Origin of the sequence: Granulicatella sp. zg-ZJ, assembly GCF_010892355.1 — a bacterium.
Taxonomy (GTDB): domain Bacteria; phylum Bacillota; class Bacilli; order Lactobacillales; family Aerococcaceae; genus WM01.
Genome location: NZ_WNJY01000018.1, coordinates 23,762 through 41,469, shown reverse-complemented (window position 1 = coordinate 41,469; position 17,708 = coordinate 23,762). Strand labels below are relative to the sequence as shown.

Annotated in this window: 17 protein-coding genes and 2 CRISPR repeat arrays; all 17 genes read left to right on the top strand. The window is 32.3% G+C overall.

What is annotated here, in order from left to right:
• Window position 1: 1 nt before the first annotated feature.
• A CRISPR array of direct repeats spans window positions 2–1,092; the repeat unit is 35 nt; unit sequence TTTTAGAGCTGTGCTGTTTTGAATGGTTATAAAAC.
• A 217-nt stretch (window positions 1,093–1,309) separates the two neighbouring features.
• The 17 genes from GMA11_RS06120 to GMA11_RS06040 all read left to right on the top strand — a co-directional run bounded on the left by GMA11_RS06120 (window position 1,310) and on the right by GMA11_RS06040 (window position 17,690).
• Window positions 1,310–1,660 carry a DUF2200 domain-containing protein gene (locus GMA11_RS06120; protein ID WP_163546346.1) on the top strand — a complete coding sequence of 117 codons (351 nt, stop codon included), beginning with the start codon at window positions 1,310–1,312 and terminating at the stop codon, window positions 1,658–1,660.
• Window positions 1,661–1,678: 18 nt separating this feature from the next.
• Window positions 1,679–2,527, top strand: coding sequence for an ethanolamine utilization protein EutJ (gene eutJ, locus GMA11_RS06115; RefSeq protein WP_163546345.1), 849 nt, complete (start codon window positions 1,679–1,681; stop codon window positions 2,525–2,527).
• Window positions 2,528–2,742: 215 nt separating this feature from the next.
• Window positions 2,743–3,132: a GntR family transcriptional regulator gene (locus GMA11_RS06110; RefSeq protein WP_163546344.1), complete on the top strand. Its 390-nt coding sequence runs from the start codon at window positions 2,743–2,745 to the stop codon at window positions 3,130–3,132.
• Window positions 3,116–3,802 (top strand): ATP-binding cassette domain-containing protein, encoded by a 687-nt coding sequence (locus tag GMA11_RS06105; RefSeq protein WP_163546343.1) that lies wholly within the window; start codon window positions 3,116–3,118, stop codon window positions 3,800–3,802. Before GMA11_RS06110 ends, GMA11_RS06105 begins: the two co-directional genes overlap by 17 nt.
• Complete coding sequence (locus GMA11_RS06100) at window positions 3,799–4,614, top strand: hypothetical protein (RefSeq protein WP_163546342.1); 816 nt, start codon at window positions 3,799–3,801, stop codon at window positions 4,612–4,614. Before GMA11_RS06105 ends, GMA11_RS06100 begins: the two co-directional genes overlap by 4 nt.
• Window positions 4,615–4,619: 5 nt before the next feature.
• Window positions 4,620–5,681: a hypothetical protein gene (locus GMA11_RS06095; protein ID WP_163546341.1), complete on the top strand. Its 1,062-nt coding sequence runs from the start codon at window positions 4,620–4,622 to the stop codon at window positions 5,679–5,681.
• A 258-nt stretch (window positions 5,682–5,939) separates the two neighbouring features.
• Window positions 5,940–6,551, top strand: coding sequence for a 30S ribosomal protein S4 (gene rpsD / locus GMA11_RS06090; RefSeq protein ID WP_163546340.1), 612 nt, complete (start codon window positions 5,940–5,942; stop codon window positions 6,549–6,551).
• Window positions 6,552–6,755: 204 nt separating this feature from the next.
• Window positions 6,756–7,186: a CRISPR direct-repeat array (repeat unit 36 nt; unit sequence GTTTTAGAGCTGTGTTGTTTTGAATGGTTATAAAAC).
• Window positions 7,187–8,050: 864 nt separating this feature from the next.
• Entirely contained in the window at window positions 8,051–8,578 is a 528-nt protein-coding gene (locus GMA11_RS06085; RefSeq protein WP_163546339.1) for a 5-formyltetrahydrofolate cyclo-ligase, read from the top strand.
• 51 nt (window positions 8,579–8,629) lie between these two features.
• On the top strand, window positions 8,630–9,289 hold the full coding sequence (locus tag GMA11_RS06080) for a rhomboid family intramembrane serine protease (RefSeq protein WP_163546338.1): 660 nt from the start codon (window positions 8,630–8,632) through the stop codon (window positions 9,287–9,289).
• A 5-nt stretch (window positions 9,290–9,294) separates the two neighbouring features.
• The gene (locus tag GMA11_RS06075; protein ID WP_163546337.1) at window positions 9,295–10,248 is read left to right on the top strand and encodes an ROK family glucokinase; all 954 of its coding nucleotides are present in this window, start codon (window positions 9,295–9,297) and stop codon (window positions 10,246–10,248) included.
• Between the two features lie 17 nt (window positions 10,249–10,265).
• Window positions 10,266–10,664, top strand: a complete 399-nt coding sequence (locus GMA11_RS06070) for a rhodanese-like domain-containing protein (RefSeq protein ID WP_163546336.1) — start codon at window positions 10,266–10,268, stop codon at window positions 10,662–10,664.
• A gap of 52 nt (window positions 10,665–10,716) precedes the next feature.
• The gene (locus GMA11_RS06065; RefSeq protein WP_163546335.1) at window positions 10,717–11,175 is read left to right on the top strand and encodes a low molecular weight protein-tyrosine-phosphatase; all 459 of its coding nucleotides are present in this window, start codon (window positions 10,717–10,719) and stop codon (window positions 11,173–11,175) included.
• A 76-nt stretch (window positions 11,176–11,251) separates the two neighbouring features.
• On the top strand, window positions 11,252–12,424 hold the full coding sequence (locus GMA11_RS06060) for a hydroxymethylglutaryl-CoA synthase (protein WP_163546334.1): 1,173 nt from the start codon (window positions 11,252–11,254) through the stop codon (window positions 12,422–12,424).
• Window positions 12,425–12,470: 46 nt separating this feature from the next.
• Window positions 12,471–12,803, top strand: coding sequence for a single-stranded DNA-binding protein (locus GMA11_RS06055; RefSeq protein ID WP_163546333.1), 333 nt, complete (start codon window positions 12,471–12,473; stop codon window positions 12,801–12,803).
• A 110-nt stretch (window positions 12,804–12,913) separates the two neighbouring features.
• Window positions 12,914–13,603 (top strand): ribonuclease III, encoded by a 690-nt coding sequence (rnc, locus tag GMA11_RS06050; RefSeq protein WP_163546332.1) that lies wholly within the window; start codon window positions 12,914–12,916, stop codon window positions 13,601–13,603.
• A gap of 2 nt (window positions 13,604–13,605) precedes the next feature.
• Complete coding sequence (smc, locus tag GMA11_RS06045) at window positions 13,606–17,172, top strand: chromosome segregation protein SMC (protein ID WP_163546331.1); 3,567 nt, start codon at window positions 13,606–13,608, stop codon at window positions 17,170–17,172.
• Complete coding sequence (locus GMA11_RS06040; protein WP_163546330.1) at window positions 17,169–17,690, top strand: DUF1307 domain-containing protein; 522 nt, start codon at window positions 17,169–17,171, stop codon at window positions 17,688–17,690. The genes smc and GMA11_RS06040 overlap by 4 nt, the downstream gene beginning before the upstream one ends.
• The last annotated feature ends 18 nt before the right edge of the window (window positions 17,691–17,708 follow it).

Below are 17,708 nucleotides of genomic sequence, written 5' to 3'. Positions count from 1 at the left end.
GTTTTAGAGCTGTGCTGTTTTGAATGGTTATAAAACTCTAATTTAGCTGATTGTTTCCACATCACTGTTTTAGAGCTGTGCTGTTTTGAATGGTTATAAAACGACAAATAACAAAAAGGCTCAAAATTTATTGTTTTAGAGCTGTGCTGTTTTGAATGGTTATAAAACATTGATGATGTTGATAATTATAGAGCTGTTGTTTTAGAGCTGTGCTGTTTTGAATGGTTATAAAACAAGATGTTTCACAAGAAAAACGGAGTGAATGTTTTAGAGCTGTGCTGTTTTGAATGGTTATAAAACGTGTGTATCCTCTCCTTTTTCAGTATAGTTGTTTTAGAGCTGTGCTGTTTTGAATGGTTATAAAACTATTGGCACACACTCCATGCGTAAAACGTTGTTTTAGAGCTGTGCTGTTTTGAATGGTTATAAAACAAAAGAAAAGCGTTATATTGTCAATTTAAAGTTTTAGAGCTGTGCTGTTTTGAATGGTTATAAAACGTTTAATTCTTCTTCAACTTGTTTTTTGTAGTTTTAGAGCTGTGCTGTTTTGAATGGTTATAAAACTCTAATTTAGCTGATTGTTTCCACATCACTGTTTTAGAGCTGTGCTGTTTTGAATGGTTATAAAACGACAAATAACAAAAAGGCTCAAAATTTATTGTTTTAGAGCTGTGCTGTTTTGAATGGTTATAAAACATTGATGATGTTGATAATTATAGAGCTGTTGTTTTAGAGCTGTGCTGTTTTGAATGGTTATAAAACAAGATGTTTCACAAGAAAAACGGAGTGAATGTTTTAGAGCTGTGCTGTTTTGAATGGTTATAAAACGTGTGTATCCTCTCCTTTTTCAGTATAGTTGTTTTAGAGCTGTGCTGTTTTGAATGGTTATAAAACTATTGGCACACACTCCATGCGTAAAACGTTGTTTTAGAGCTGTGCTGTTTTGAATGGTTATAAAACAAAAGAAAAGCGTTATATTGTCAATTTAAAGTTTTAGAGCTGTGCTGTTTTGAATGGTTATAAAACTTGCTGCTCAAGATGAACATGGGGAAGAGGGTTTTAGAGCTGTGCTGTTTTGAATAGTTCAAAAAGAAAAAAAGACACACTATAAACGTTAATTCGACAGCGTTTCAAAGGCGTGTCTTTTTTTGTACACAAATGATTTTATCGATAAATATGATTTATTACAGAATCTATATTTACCAACGATATTTTTGTTGTCTATTAGATATGTTTTACTACTCCCCATGTGATTATTTTTCTTAGATATGGTACAATAAATACAGATATACATAAAGGTCGTTATAAGATGAAAAAACCAAAAATATTTGATATGTGTTTTTCTGTCATTCATGATGCCTATGTTAAAAAGGCAGTGCGTAAACAGAGGACGAAAGAGGAAGTAGATACAATTATTTGTTGGTTAACGGGTTATTCTGTCGAGAATTTGCATATGCTGAGTAGGTCTGAACACATTACGTTAGAGCAGTTTTTTAATCAAGCACCACATATCAATGAGTATGCTGATTTAATTACAGGGACAATTTGTGGTGTGAGAATTGAAGAAATTGAAGATGATATGATGAAGAAAATTCGTTGGCTAGATAAATTGATTGATGAACTTGCTAAAGGAAAAGCAATAGATAAGATTTTAAAATAATAGTATAGAGGTGGATGTATGGCGAATAATCCAAAAGCGTTGGTAGAATGTAATAAAGAAATTAAAAAGTTTGAACAAGTAATGAAAGAACCAATTAAAAAAAGAAGTTCTGTTTACTATACAGGTGTCGATTTAGGAACAGCATGTATTGTGTTAGCTGTATTAGATGAAAATCATGAACCAATAGCAGGTGCTTATGAGTATGCAAAAGTGGTAAAAGATGGTATGGTTACTGATTATGTTGGTGCCGTGCGAATTGTAAAAAAATTAAAAGCACAGTTAGAGGATGAATTAGGTGTTGAGTTACTTTATGCAGCAGCAGCAATTCCTCCTGGAACACATGCTTTAGATTCAGGTGCGATTAAAAATGTTGTACAAGCAGCAGGTTTTGAATTGACGAATTTATTAGATGAACCTACTGCAGCCAATCAAGTCATGCATATTAAAGATGGAGCTATTGTAGACGTTGGGGGAGGTACAACAGGTATTTCTATTTTACAAAACGGACAAGTTGTGAGTGTTGCAGATGAACCGACGGGTGGGACGCATTTTTCTCTTGTGCTCGCAGGAGCTTATAAAATGTCATTTGATGAGGCGGAACTTTTTAAACGTAAAAAGAAAAACCATGTTGAAGTTTTAACAGTTGTGAAACCAGTTGTTGAAAAAGTGGCATCCATTATACAAGAATATATACAAGATTATAAAGTAGATGAGATATATTTAGTAGGTGGAACATGTTGTTTAACAGGCATTGAACAAATTGTTGAACAAAGAACAGGGATTAAAACGTATGTTCCTAAAAATCCAATGTTTGTCACACCATTAGGTATTGCCAAAAGTTGTACAAATAAGCCTTTAGATATTTAAATAAATAGTGTTTATATCGAATCGTGTTGGTGGATTACTCTCCCCCAACACGATTTATGATAGAAATTATATAAACTGAGTGAATGGGTCATATATCCATTCACTTTTTTTGTTGTGTCACAAATAATTGCTTGCTTTCTAAGTGTATTAACTATACAATACACTTAACAAATGTATTAAACGATTGATACACTAAATAAAAAGGAGGTGTTGGTATGGAACCTTTTGATAAGCGTATACCGGTTTATGAGCAAGTTATTAAGCGTATGAAAAAAGATATTATTACTGGAAAATATCATGCTGGAGAAGCGATACCGTCAAGAAGGGAGTTGGCTCAGATGTATCAAATCAATCCGAATACGGTGCAACGTGCATATAAAGAAATGGAAGAAATAGGACTTATTTATACAGATAAAAATGTATTAAGTCGAGTGACAAATGATGAACACTATTTAAAAAATTTAAAATCAACTATTTTAAATGAGGCATTAGATAAATTTTTTGATGATATTGCGTTTATGGGGTTGCACGAAAACCAGCTGATAGAATATATTCATCGCTATTATGAAAAGAAAGAGGGTGCTTTAGATGCTAGAAGTGAATAATGTGTACCAATCCTATGGAAGTAAAAAGATTTTAAAAGGTATGAGTTTTACGGTGAAAAAAGGAGAAGTAACTTGCTTAATTGGTATTAACGGTTCTGGTAAATCAACAACAATGAATGCGATTATGGGGTTAATACCAATAAAAAAAGGAACGATTACCATTGATCATGAACCAATCAAACATAAAATGTATGACCATATTATCTATATTCCAGATCAGTTAGCAATGTATCCCGAGTATACATTGAAACAAGCGATTGCCTTTATGCAAGATTTTTATGACTGGAATAAGGAAAAAGAAGATAAGTTACTGACATTGTTTAAATTGAAAAAAGAAGAGAAGTTAAATCGTTTGTCAAAAGGGAATAAAGCAAAAGCCAATTTATTATTAGGCTTATGTGTCGAATCAGATTATGTGTTATTAGATGAGCCTTTTTCAGGTATTGATATTTTTACGAAAGAACAAATCTTACGTGTTTTTTCAAGTGACTTGATTGAAGATAAGGGTATTTTATTAACCACACATGAGATTGGTGATGTAGAAACACTGGTAGATAAAGTTTTACTCATGGAAGACGGAAGAATTATTCGTGAGTTTTATGCAGAAGCGATGCGAGAACAAGAAGGCAAATCCATTATAGATGTCATGAGAGAGGTGTATATATCATGAAGATGTTTTTAAATCTATTGACAGTTGAATTGAAACGATTATCAAAATATGCCTTGTTTGGTGCATTTGGTTTGATTTTACTTCAAGGTATTAGCTTGAGTTTTGTTTTAAACGCTGAATTAAACAGACAGACGTTTATTAGTAATGCTGAAAAATTCCCGTATGAAACAATTATCAGTAGCGGTACATTGTATACGTGGAGTATTATGGTGTTCTCTATTGCTTTTTTCATTCTTGTACGACAAATATGGCATTGGGATTTTCATCGTAAAGGTAATATGGCCATTCGATTATTTACCTTGCCACAACACAGATTTGTGATTTATTTAGCCAAATTAGTTGCCATTTCATCTTTAGGTATTTTGTTTATAGGACTACAACTATGTTTAGATAATCTTTGGATTATTGTTGCTAATTTCTTTATTCCAAAAGTACAACAAGTAGAGATGAATGCTTTTTTAAATATGTATGCAAATTATAAAGATAGTATTACTAGTAGTCTTTATTATATCAATCCGTGGTATATTGGACGAACCTTATTTATACCTTTTGCTTTTATTATCCATATTTTCTTTTTGGAAATACTAGCTCAATCTATTTCTTATTTACATATTTTTATAAAATATACTGTTTTAGTCGGAGTTACAGTTGGTTTAATTGCCTTGTTTATCAGTAGTAGTATATATATTTATAAAAATTTAATAGGCTCTGAGTATTCGATTTTCCTTGTTGCATTAGGAATGATTATTGTCATCATCGAGATTTTATTATCGAATTATCTTTTATGTAAAAAAGTCATGATTAGGGGGTGAAAGTTGTGAAAAAATACAGTATCATTATTGTAGTTGTGATTTTAAATGTTTTATCACTTGTTTGTTTATTTGGAAACTATACTTTTTCTAAAAGTCTTTTACCAAGTGTTAAAATCGAAACAATCAAAAAAGAGGAAAGTCAAGTAAAAAAAGTTGAACTAGTTGGAAGTTTTATGACAAATTACAGAGGAATGCCTTTTCGGTTGAATGATAAAGATATATCACTCGATAATGAGGAAATAAATCCTCAAAAAAATATACTTGGTCAATATCAAAAAATCCCTGTTTTAAAAAGACCGAAGATTGATTTTGTATCACAAACAACAGAAATAGGTGATTGGATCATTTTTTTAGGAAATACAAATGATAATTTAAAAGGAAAACTTATTTCTAATTTATACGCCTATAATCAAAAGACAGAACAACTATTTGAAACGCCAATTAGTGACATTCCGATATTTGATGGTATTTTTGTCAAATCAAATGACAAGCTTTATTTTGTAGGTACTACAGCCAATAAAGAAGATTCTTCTATAAAAATTTTAGAGATTTTATTAGAAGATACACAAATGATTGTAAAAACGATTAAAGAAAATCTTAAAGGAGTAGACTATCAGGGATTTTCTGTTTTTCAATCTGATTCAACATTTAATGTTGTTTTTAGGAATAAAGGAAAGTTTTTTGTTTACCGTGCTCTAAAAGATGAATTAGTCGATTTGTCGAAAGAAATTTCTGATGACATATATGTTTCTGGTGATCCGTACTACTATATCTCAGATGTATCAGTAGTAGCAGACAAAGTTTATTATAAAACACAAACAGAACTCAAAACATTTGATTTGAATACTAAAGAATATCAAACGATAAAAAAACTAGATACAAAGCAAATCTTATTCGATGATGAGTATATGTTTGAAGAAAAAGATTTGACAATAACGATTACCAATTTAAAAACGAATCACATTATTTATGAAGGTAAAATAACAGGTGATTTTAAAGGGTATGAATTAAGCATAAATAATATATATTTAAATGATAAAAGAGTTTCGTTCTTTCCAATAAGATAGTACGACAAAAAATTATTCACATTTATCGTTGAAAACACATGGCTTTTCTTGACAGACTATTTCTTTATTTAGTATACTATTAGATGTGTAAAATAATGCAGCAAAATTAGAAGTACAGCGTCAACAGTTTTTCACGACTAAGTGTCATTGTGTAACCTGCGGCTGCTAAAGGTGAAGATGAAAAGAAAAACTGCACGTATACGGTCTAATTAACTATTATTTTACTCCAAAACAATTTATTATTGGAGGAATTTTATTATGTCACGTTATACAGGTCCATCATGGAAATTATCTCGTCGTTTAGGTATTTCTTTAACAGAAACTGGTAAAGAATTACAACGTCGTCCATACGCACCAGGTCAACACGGTCCAAACAACCGTAAAAAATTATCAGAATATGGTTTACAATTACAAGAAAAACAAAAATTACGCCATATGTACGGTATGAGCGAACGCCAATTCGCAACTTTATTTAAAAAAGCTGGTAAAATCAAAGAAGGTAAACACGGTGTTAACTTCATGATTTTATTAGAACAACGTTTAGATAATGTTGTATACCGTTTAGGTTTAGCAACTACTCGTCGTCAAGCACGTCAATTAGTAAACCACGGTCACATCACAGTTGACGGCAAACGTGTAGATATTCCATCATACAGCGTATCTGTTGGTCAAGTAATCTCTGTTCGTGAAAAATCAAGAAATGTTGAAGTTATCAAAGCTGCTGCTGAAGGTATCTTTGGTCGCCCAGACTACGTTTCATTTGATGTAGAAACATTAACAGGTTCTTTAACACGTTTACCACAACGTGAAGAATTATCAGAAAACATTGACGAAGCATTGATCGTTGAATACTACAATAAATTAGGTTAATTTTAATAGTATATCACACTCACAAATCCCTTGTATCAAGGTTTTTGTGAGTGTGTTTTTTGTCATCTATGTAAAGTTTAAGATGAATCGTTCTAGTTTATAATACAAGTATAAGATGTTATAATAAGTAAAATGAAACCATTCAAAGCTGAAGTTTTGCTAGAATGAGCAGTTTGAGGATAAACCGGTGAACAAAATTCTGAGGTTTTAGAGCTGTGTTGTTTTGAATGGTTATAAAACATTAAATAAATTAGAAGTACGATTTACAGCGTTTTAGAGCTGTGTTGTTTTGAATGGTTATAAAACGTCCGCGATAACAAGTCCAGTGTGCCCGTAGTTTTAGAGCTGTGTTGTTTTGAATGGTTATAAAACTATATTGGTGATACACCAACATTACAAACAGTTTTAGAGCTGTGTTGTTTTGAATGGTTATAAAACTAACAAAACGACCTAAACAAAAACAGTATAGTTTTAGAGCTGTGTTGTTTTGAATGGTTATAAAACTCATTTTGTGTTTAAAGAAACTAAAGCAAGTTTTAGAGCTGTGTTGTTTTGAATGGTTATAAAACTACCATTTTTTGAAACGTTTCTAAAAAAGTGTTTTAGAGCTGTGTTGTTTTGAATAGTTATAAAAGAGAAAAAGAGATATGTCATATCGGAAATCAGGTTTTTCAAATAACCCGTTAAAAGATAAAAAAAGAGCCTTGGTTAGATGGACCGAAAGCTCTTGTAATCTCAACTGCGATTACAGCGATTGTTGAGATAATCAAACACTTTTTAAAATAAAAAGTGACGGGGAGGGGCGAAAGCCCCAACCAGTATCTGATTATAACATATCTCTTTAGTACAAACAATGAAAAGAAAAAATGATAATTTTTATGTAGGTATTGGAGTTGTAGTTTTAATTCTTTGGTGGATAAAAATTTTAATTTTTGGATAGCAAAGAATTGAGTTATTTGTAAGTATATACAGTAAAGTAATGAAGAAATTTAAGAGGTTTTCAGCTTTTAAATCAGGAATTTTTTCAAAAACAATTAGTAATGATGAAAATGATGTGAAAAATGAGAAAAGTATCTTATGAAATTGTAGAGAAATTGGAAAGTGTGCTGGATATAAAAACGGTACAAATTTCTTTAAAATAAATTTCAGTTTTTCGTACAAACTTATTGTATATTACAGAGATATGCTCGCTTGTGTTTTAGGTGTTTGTACAACTTGCTTTTTATTCAGTCCTTTTGAAACGATTTTGTTCACTGTTAGTGTTTTTTTATTAAAATCAATAAATTACAAAAGATATTTTAGAAACGCAGTTAATTATTTGCTTAAAACGGTTTTTAGCATTAAAAGTTGTAGTCGATGTTTTAAACTCGTACTACTTTGACTTTTTCAATAAAGGATATATACTAAAAAATGTACATCGTAAGGTGTGCATCTTTTTTATGAGAAAATAAAGTAATGATTAGATACAATAATTTTTGATAATAGAACTGAGGAACTAGATGAATAAAAAAGATATGCGGAAACTTGTGTTACAAAGAATGAGCACTGTTTCTAAAGAAAGACGGGAATATATAGAACAAACACTTATGACAAAATTACTAGAAACATCTCTTTGGAAAGAAGCAAAAACCATTGGTATAACGCTATCTACGTTTCCAGAGTGGGAAACACGTCGTATCATTGAAGAAGCGTGGCGTCAATATAAAACAGTGGTTGTGCCAAAAGTAATTAAAAAAGGCGTTATGGTTTTTAACCACTATACGATTGATACACCATTGGAGATATCGGCATTTGGTATAGATGAGCCTGTAATGGTAGATGAAGTCACACAGATTGATTTACTAGTTGTACCGGGTGTGGCATTTCAAAAAAATGGTGCTCGTTTAGGTTTTGGTGGTGGTTTTTATGATAGATATTTACAAGATTTTGAAGGGAAAACAGTATCATTAGTTGCGATGGAACAAATGGTAGATATAGTGCCTTTAGAAAAACATGATATTTTTATCGCAACTATTTTGAATGCATGATAAAAATTGTGTATAATAAATACCATAGCATATTTTTAGTTGGAGGAGATTATGTTCAGAAATTTTAGAGGTATTCCTAGTCAGTTACAAGCGACATTTGTTCTTATTTGTATCAACATTATTGTCTTTATGGTAACAACGACAAAGGGTGGGACTGCAGAAGTTCTTGTTCAATATGGTGCATTATTTAAGCCGTTAGTTCTGTTTAGACATGAGTATTGGCGATTATTTACAGCGATGTTTTTACATGCAGATGTAATGCATTTATTGGTTAATATGTATTCCTTATTTATCGTTGGCTCTTTATTAGAACCTATTTTTGGGAAACATAGATTTTTATTTATTTATATGTTAAGTGGATTGATGGGTTCGGTTCTATCTTTTGCTTTAGGGAACATCTTCAGTATTTCCGTAGGTGCTAGTGGTGCTATTTTTGGTTTATTTATGAGTGTGGTGTTATTACATAGCTTTTTCCCATATCATACAGGTATTCGTTTACAGTCACAGTCGTTTTTATCGACTATTTTAATAAACTTGGTTTTTAGTTTTGCACCGGGTATTGATATGTGGGCACATATTGGTGGTTTATTAGGTGGTTTTTTAGCAACAATGACACTGAAGTTTCAATCAAGAGATAGAGTTAAACAAGGAATGATTCTTCTCTTGTATATTATAATCGTTGCGACATTGATTTTATTCGGAAGGAAGTAAGGGGAATGTCAAAAAAATTATTGGGTATTGATTTAGGTGGCACGAGTGTTAAAATGGCGATTTTGACACTTGATGGTGACATTCAGCAAAAATGGACTATTCCAACAAATATATTGGATAATGGATGTCATATTGTGCCGGATATTATTGCATCTATTCAACATCATTTGCATTTATATCAGCTGACAAGTGATGAGTTTTTAGGTATTGGGATGGGTAGTCCAGGTCAAATTGATGAAAATTTAGGGACAGTCATTGGTGCCTATAATTTAGGTTGGTCTACGACACAATATGTAAAAAAAGATTTAGAAACAGCTTTAAATATGCCTGTTTTTATTGATAATGATGCGAATGTAGCTGCTCTTGGAGAACGGTGGGTAGGTGCAGGAAATAATGCTAGTGATGTTGTGTTTATCACACTTGGGACAGGTGTTGGTGGTGGTATTATTGCCAATGAAAAATTAGTACATGGTGTGAAAGGCAGTGCTGGAGAGATTGGGCATTTAATTGTTGAAAAAAACGGATTTGCATGTACATGTGGCAAAAAAGGGTGTCTAGAAACGGTGGCAAGTGCTACGGGTATTGTCAATTTAGCCAGAGCTTTTGCTGAGAAATATGCAGGAAGTTCATCTTTAAAAGAGCTAGTTGATGACGGTTCTGCAACAGCAAAAGATGTTTTTGACTTAGCAAAACAATCAGATGTGCTTGCTGAACAAGTTGTTGAGGCGTTTGCCAAATATTTAGGAGTAGCATGCAGTCATTTAGCTAATATTTTAAATCCTGCCTATATCGTCATTGGCGGAGGTGTGTCCGCAGCAGGAGAGTATTTACTTGAAAAAGTTGATACATATTTTAAAGAAGATACATTTATTACAGCAAGACAATCAACGCAGTTGAGATTAGCAACATTGGGAAATGATGCGGGTGTGATTGGTGCAGCGAGTTTAGTATTACAGTAGGATGAAAGGATGAGTTTATGGAATTTTGGAGTATATTTCAATTACTAGTTATGATTTTTGTGGGAGGATATTTTATTTATCAAGTGTATTTGTTTATAGAGCGTCGTTCATCAGCAAAATACATCACACAAGAAGAATTTAGAGAAAATATGCGTAAAGCACAAGTTATTGATGTGCGCGAAAAAGCAGAATTTGATGTGAAGCATATTTTAGGTGCTAGAAATATACCTTATACACAATTTAAACAACGTATGGGTGAAATTAGAAAAGATCAACCGATTTATTTATGTGATGATTTTGCTTTGGTTGCAGGAAAAGCAGCAGGAAAATTAAAAAGAAAAGGTTATACAGACATCTATATTTTAAGAGGTGGTATGGAAAGATGGTCTGGAAAAATAAAATCAAATAGAAAATAGAATAAACAACAGGTGAGTATCCTGTTGTTTATTCTTACATAAGGAGAGAAATATGGTTAAGGTATTATTTGTATGTTTAGGAAATATTTGTCGTTCGCCAATGGCAGAAGCTGTTTTTAAAGATATGGTAACTAGAGAGGGATTAAGCGATAAGATATACGTTGATTCAGCAGCAACAAGTTCGTGGGAACAAGGTAATCCTATTCATCAAGGAACACGACAAAAATTAAAAGAAGTAGGTACTCGTACAGAGGGAATGTATTCCAGACAGTTACAAGACGATGATTTGAATGCTGATTATATTATTGGTATGGATAACAGTAATATAAAAAACATTCATACATTTATTCAAAATAGAGCATCTGGTACAGTTTGTAAACTTTTAGAATTTGCTGGAGAAAATAGGGAGATTGATGATCCTTGGTATACGGGAGATTTTGAGAAAACCTATCAAGATGTTTTGAAAGGATGCCAAGGATTATTGGCGTTTATTAAAGCACGTAATCTTTAAAATATTTTAAAGATAGTTGTACTTTTAAAAAATAATCGTTACAATCATGTCAGATTAAACAAAAAGGAAGTTCATCATGAAAATAGGTATTGATAAGATTGGTTTTTATGCACCTAGTATGTATTTAGATATGGTTGATTTAGCGAATGCAAGAGGAGTAGAACCTGAAAAATTTACAATAGGATTAGGTCAGGAAGAAATGGCAGTGCCTCCTTTGTATGAAGATGCGGTGACAATGGCAGCTAATGCAGCATTATCTATTTTAGAAGATATTGATAAAGAGAAAATTGATTTGATTTTAGTAGGGACAGAATCAGGGATTGATAATTCTAAGTCTATTGCTGTTTATATGCATTCTCTTGTAGGCCTATCATCTCGTGTTCGTGCTGTTGAATTAAAGCAGGCTTGCTATGGTGCAACAATGGCACTTCAATTAGCGAAAGGGCACATTCTACAAAATCCAGAAAGTAAAGTACTTGTTATCGCAACAGATATTGCTAAATATGGGTTAAATACACCTGGAGAAGCTACACAAGGTGCTGGTGCCGTAGCGATGTTAGTATCGAAAAATCCTAGAATTGCTATTTTAAATCAAGAAAATACATATTTAACAGAAGATATTATGGATTTTTGGCGACCAGTTTATTCGAGTACCGCCTTTGCAGACGGAAAATTTTCCACTGAAAAATATTTATATTTCTTTGAAACGGTTTTTAAAGAGTATTGTGAAAAAACAAAAGAAACAGTGGCAGATTTCAAAGCAATTTGTTTTCATCAACCATTTACTAAATTAGGGTTAAAAGCATTGAAATTAGTTCTTGACGGTATAGAGGAAGATAAAAAAGAAGCATTATTAGCGTTATATAACAGTAGTAAAACATATAATAAACGTATTGGAAATATTTATACCGGTTCGTTATATTTAGGATTATTATCGTTGTTAGAACAAAATAATACACTGTCTGCGGGCGATAAAATCGGTTTGTTTAGCTACGGGTCAGGTGCTGTTGGAGAGTTTTTCACAATCACATTAGTAAAAGATTTTGAGAATTATTTGTACACAGACAAACATAGTGCGTTATTAGAAAATCGTCAACGATTGACAATCAACGAATATGAAGCGATATTCTCAACAAGTTTACCAGAAGAAAAAGCAACGTATTATATTGAAAATGTGCCAAATGATAGAGTTGTTTTATGTGGAAAGCAAGATCATAAAAGAATATATAAAAAGAATGAGGTTCGATAAAAGAATCTTATTCTTTTTGCATATATTAAAAATAGGAGGTGATAAGATGAATGATGTATCTGTTATTGGGCGTATCGTAAAGCCTGTTCATGTAAAAGAGATTGGAACAGATAAGTATGTGATCAACAATATTTTGGCGATTTCCAAAAAGAAAAAAGAAGGGAGTGAACAAACAGCTGATTTTATTCCTATTGTTGTGTGGGGAAAACCGGCTCAAATTATTGAACAATATTGTGAGAAAGGTAATTTAATTGGTGTGACAGGTCGGTTGTCGTCAAGACAATATATGGCACAAGACGGCAAGTATCACTTTATTGTAGAGATTATCGTCTCTAAAATACATTTAATTGAGGGGAAACGTTATGTAAACGAGCGTTAAGATGATGAAAACTGTTGTTTTATTTAGGAAATGACAGTTTTTTTGATGGTTTGAATGTGATAATTATAGTATAATAATGGAGTTCCAAAAAAAGAAAGTGAGGTGTCAATATGGATATAGAAACAATCGTACAGAAAAAATTAGGAATGCGATTTTCAGATGTAACACTATTAAAACAAGCATTTACGCATGCTTCGTATGCGAATGAAAAAAAATATCAAAAAATTGATAATAATGAGCGACTAGAGTTTTTAGGTGATGCCGTTTTAGAATTAGTGGTATCTGATTATTTATTTCACAATTTTTTGCAATGGCCAGAAGGGAAATTAACACGATTTCGTGCACAATTAGTTTGTGAGCAAACACTTTCTACTCTTGCAAAGGAATGTGGATTTGATGAACTTGTTTTATTAGGAAAAGGCGAAGATGCCGGTGGTGGTCGAAAAAGAGATGCTTTATTATGTGATGTATTTGAAGCATTTATTGGAGCACTTTATTTAGATAAAGGATTAGATGTTGCGAAAGCTTTTATTTTAAGTCAACTCATGCCAAAAATTCATGAACAAGAGTCAAATTTGTTTATGGATTATAAAACACTTCTACAAGAAAGATTGCAAAAAAATGGTAGTATCACTATTCAATATACCATTGTAAAAGAAGAAGGTTTAGCGCATGATAAAGAATTTGAAGCAGTTGTTTCTGCACAAGGTAAAATTTTAGGTAGAGGTATTGGAAAAAATAAAAAAGCTGCTGAACAGGCTGCTGCCAAACAAGCGTATGAAGAAAAAACAGGTGAATAAAGGTGTATTTAGATAGAATTGAAATAACAGGATTTAAGTCATTTGCCGATAAAACATTGATTGAATTTGATAAAGGTGTCACAGCTATTGTAGGGCCAAATGGTAGTGGTAAAAGTAATTTATCCGAGGCGATAAAGTGGGTGCTTGGTGAGCAATCTGCGAAAAGTTTACGTGGGAAAAAAATGGATGATATTATCTTTTCAGGTTCTCAAACACGTAAGCCTGTCAATATAGCAGAAGTTACATTGGTGTTAAATAATGATGATGCATTTTTACCATTTGAGGCTTCGGAAATTCATTTAACACGACGTATCAATCGTAATGGTGAGAGTGATTGTTTTATCAATAAAAAACCGTGTCGCTTAAAAGATATTGTGAATTTGTTAATGGATTCGGGTTTAGGGAAAGATTCATTTTCTATCATTTCTCAAGGGAAAGTAGAAACGATTTTCCAAAACAAACCAGAAGAACGTCGTGCGATGTTTGAAGAAGTAGCAGGTGTTTTGAAATATAAAACACGTAAAACGGAAGCAAGCAGAAAATTAGATAAAACTCAAGAGCATTTAGATCGTGTCGATGATATTTTACATGAAATTCATGGGCAATTAGATCCGTTGGCAAAGCAAAAAGAAAAAGCACTTATATATCAAACGAAAAAAGAAACATTAAGTCATATTGATATTGCGTTAATGGTTGCTGAAATTGAAACATTAAATGAACAGTGGCAAGTAGCGAAAAAGGAACTGGCTTTTTTTGAAAAGCAAATTGAAGATAAACAAATTCAAGAAGAAGAAGTAACGTCAAAAATTAAAGAATTAAAAGAAGCACTAACGACTTTAGAGCATGTTTTATTAGAACAGCAAAATGAATACGTGGAATGTGTTAAAAAAGTTGAGAAAGCTGTTGGTGAACAAAATGTTTTAATACAAAAATTAGAGTTTTCAAAACAAAATAAAGAGCAACAACAAGATGCACGTTTCCAAAAAGAGCACAGCATAAAAACTATTTCTGAACAAATGACTAAGACAAAAGAAGAAATAGAAGAAAAAGAGCAGACTGTAAAACAAACACACTTAGCGCTTGATGAATTAAAGCAAGAGGAATTGTTTTTAACAGATATAAGTCAAAGTCATTTAGAAAATGAACGTCAACGCTATATTGATACGCTTCAAGAAGAAACACGTATGAAAAATGAGCTTGTGCATTTGGAAAAAGAGTTATTAGTGTTGACGAATCAACAAAAACGTTTTGTAGAACAAGAGAGTGATTTGCAAAAGCAACAAGAAATTGTTAAAAATACATTATTGGATAAGGAAAATGAATTATCCAGCGTTCAAGAGCAGATTGATTTATTGATGAGTGACTATCAAGAACAAATGGATTCTTTAGACAAAGAAAGACAGCGTACTCAAGAGTTAACACAAACGTATGAACAGATGCAACAAGTTAAAAATCGTTTAGAAGCTAGAAAAGCAAGTTTACAAGACTTGAATGATGACTATGCTGGATTTTATCAAGGTGTTAAAGAAATATTAAAACAAAGACATCAATTTGACGGTGTACATGGTGCTCTGGCAGAATTGATAAAAGTACCAAAAGAGTATACAGTTGCGATTGATATTGCTCTAGGTGCAAGTATGCAACATATTGTCGTATCCAATGAACAATCGGCTATGCAAACTATTCAATATTTAAAACAGAAACGGCTAGGTCGTGCAACATTTTTGCCATTAACTGTTATTAAAGGAAGATATTGCTCGCAAGATATTTTATCTCAAGTTGAGCATATGGACGGTTTTATTGGTGTTGCAAGTGATTTGGTTCAAACACAAGTGACATATAAAACGATTGTTGAAAACTTTTTGGGTCAAACACTTGTTGCTAAAACATTGGAACAAGGGACAAAAATTGCTAAAAAAATAGGATATCGTGTGCGTGTTGTATCTCTTGATGGAGAAGTCATCCATTCAGGCGGGTCTATGACTGGTGGAGCAACGAAACAGCAAACGGGTTCTATTTTATCAAGAAATCAGCAGCTAGAGGACGTAACAAAAGAGTTACATACGTTAAAAGACAAGCTAAATGAAACAAAAACTTTGTATCAAACACAAAAAGAAAAAGTATTAGCGTTAGAAGTATCTTTACAAAATGTACAGCAAGAAGGAACGAAAAAGCGTCTTGAAGAAAGAGATTTACAAGCTGTAGTGTTTCAATTACAAGAGAAAGTTTCTCAAGTAGAGATGCAGTATGATGTGTTAGTAAAAGATAAAAACCGCCAACAAGTTGTTTTGAATGAGTTAAAAGAACAATATGATACTATTAAAGTGTCTGAAAAAGAAATTAGTCAGCGTGTTGAAAAAGCAAAACAACATATCGATACATTGAGTGTTTCTCAAGAAGAACGCACAAAACAATTACAAGCATTACAGCCTCGAATACAAAATATTTCAGCGCAATGTGCAAGAGAAACAGAGCAGTTAACACATTTGAAGTACCGTTTACAAGAATTGCAAAAACAATTAAAAACGGAACAGATGAGTTTACAAGTTTTATTCACGCAACAAGAAGAGCATCTGCAATCTCAAGAAGAAATTGAGGGTATGATAGATAACATCAAACAAGAATTAAATACCTATCAACAAGAAAAAATAGCGTTAGAAGAAAGCATTAAACAAAAACAAGAAGAGAAAAAAGATGTGGATACAGTGTTATTTGTTGAAGAAACACAAGAAAAAGATCTTCAACAAGATATTCAAAAATTATTGCGTGATAAAGGGGCAATGGATGCTAAAATTAGTCGTTATGATGTAACGATTGATACGCACTTGTCTAGATTGAATGAAGAATATAGTCTAACTTTTGAAGCGGCAAAAGAGTTGGGTGTGTTAGAGATAACTATTCAAGAAGCGAGCAAGCAAGTATCACAATTAAAAAGAGAAATTGAGCAGTTGGGGCCTGTGAATTTAACAGCTATTGAAGAGTATGATGTGGTGTATGAACGTTTTACATCTATGACAGAGCAACAGCAAGATTTAATTCAGGCAAAAGATAGTTTAATGGCGACTATTCAGGAAATGGATAAGGAAATGATGCAACGTTTTGGCGAAACATTTTATGCGATTAAACATCAATTTGAAAAAACATTCCCTAAATTATTTGGTGGAGGACGTGCGACCTTAGAGTTAACAAATCCAGATGATTTATTGGAAACAGGGATTGATATTGTGGCACAACCACCTGGTAAAAGATTACAAAATCTAAGCTTGTTATCTGGTGGAGAGCGTGCTTTTACAGCGATTGCTTTGTTATTTGCTATTTTAGAAGTGAAACCTGTACCGTTTTGTTTACTTGACGAAGTAGAGGCTGCACTTGATGAAGCCAATGTTAGCCGATATGGACGTTATTTGAAAGAGTTTATTGATAAAACACAATTTATTGTCATTACACATCGTAAAGGAACGATGGAGGAAGCAGATGTTTTATATGGTGTGACGATGCAAGAATCAGGAGTATCTAAATTAGCTTCTGTGCGATTTGAAGATTATGAAAAAATAGGAGAAACAGTATGAAGAAAAAAATAAGTCTTGTCTTATTGAGTATGTTATTAGTTGGATGTGCTACTCAAAAAGAAGAGGTGAAAGTGACACAAACGAGTATGCAAGAAACAACAACGATGAAAGAGGTTGTGGAAACGAAAGTTTATGAAAATATCGAAGATGATGTAACGACAACTTTATCTGTTACATATAAAAATGATATTGTGACACATGTTGATATAAAAGCAACAAAACCATTTCCCGAAGATGTTCGTTTAGATACACAAGAACAAAAAGAGATGTTAAAACGTGAGTTAGAACAATCACCAGAGTATCAAGAAGAAAAAGAAAGAGATGGATTCAAAAAAAATCTTGAAATTGATGAAACAGGATTTGTTGTATCTTTTTCTTATGATGTTTCAAAAATAAATGCAAAAGATTTTGAACATTACAAAACGTATGAACAATTTGGCCATGTTCTATCTCAAGGTGTCACAAAAACCGAAACAGAAAAAGAATTGGCGGAAATTGGTTTCAAACTAAAAAACTAATGTATTAGGGTTTAGTAG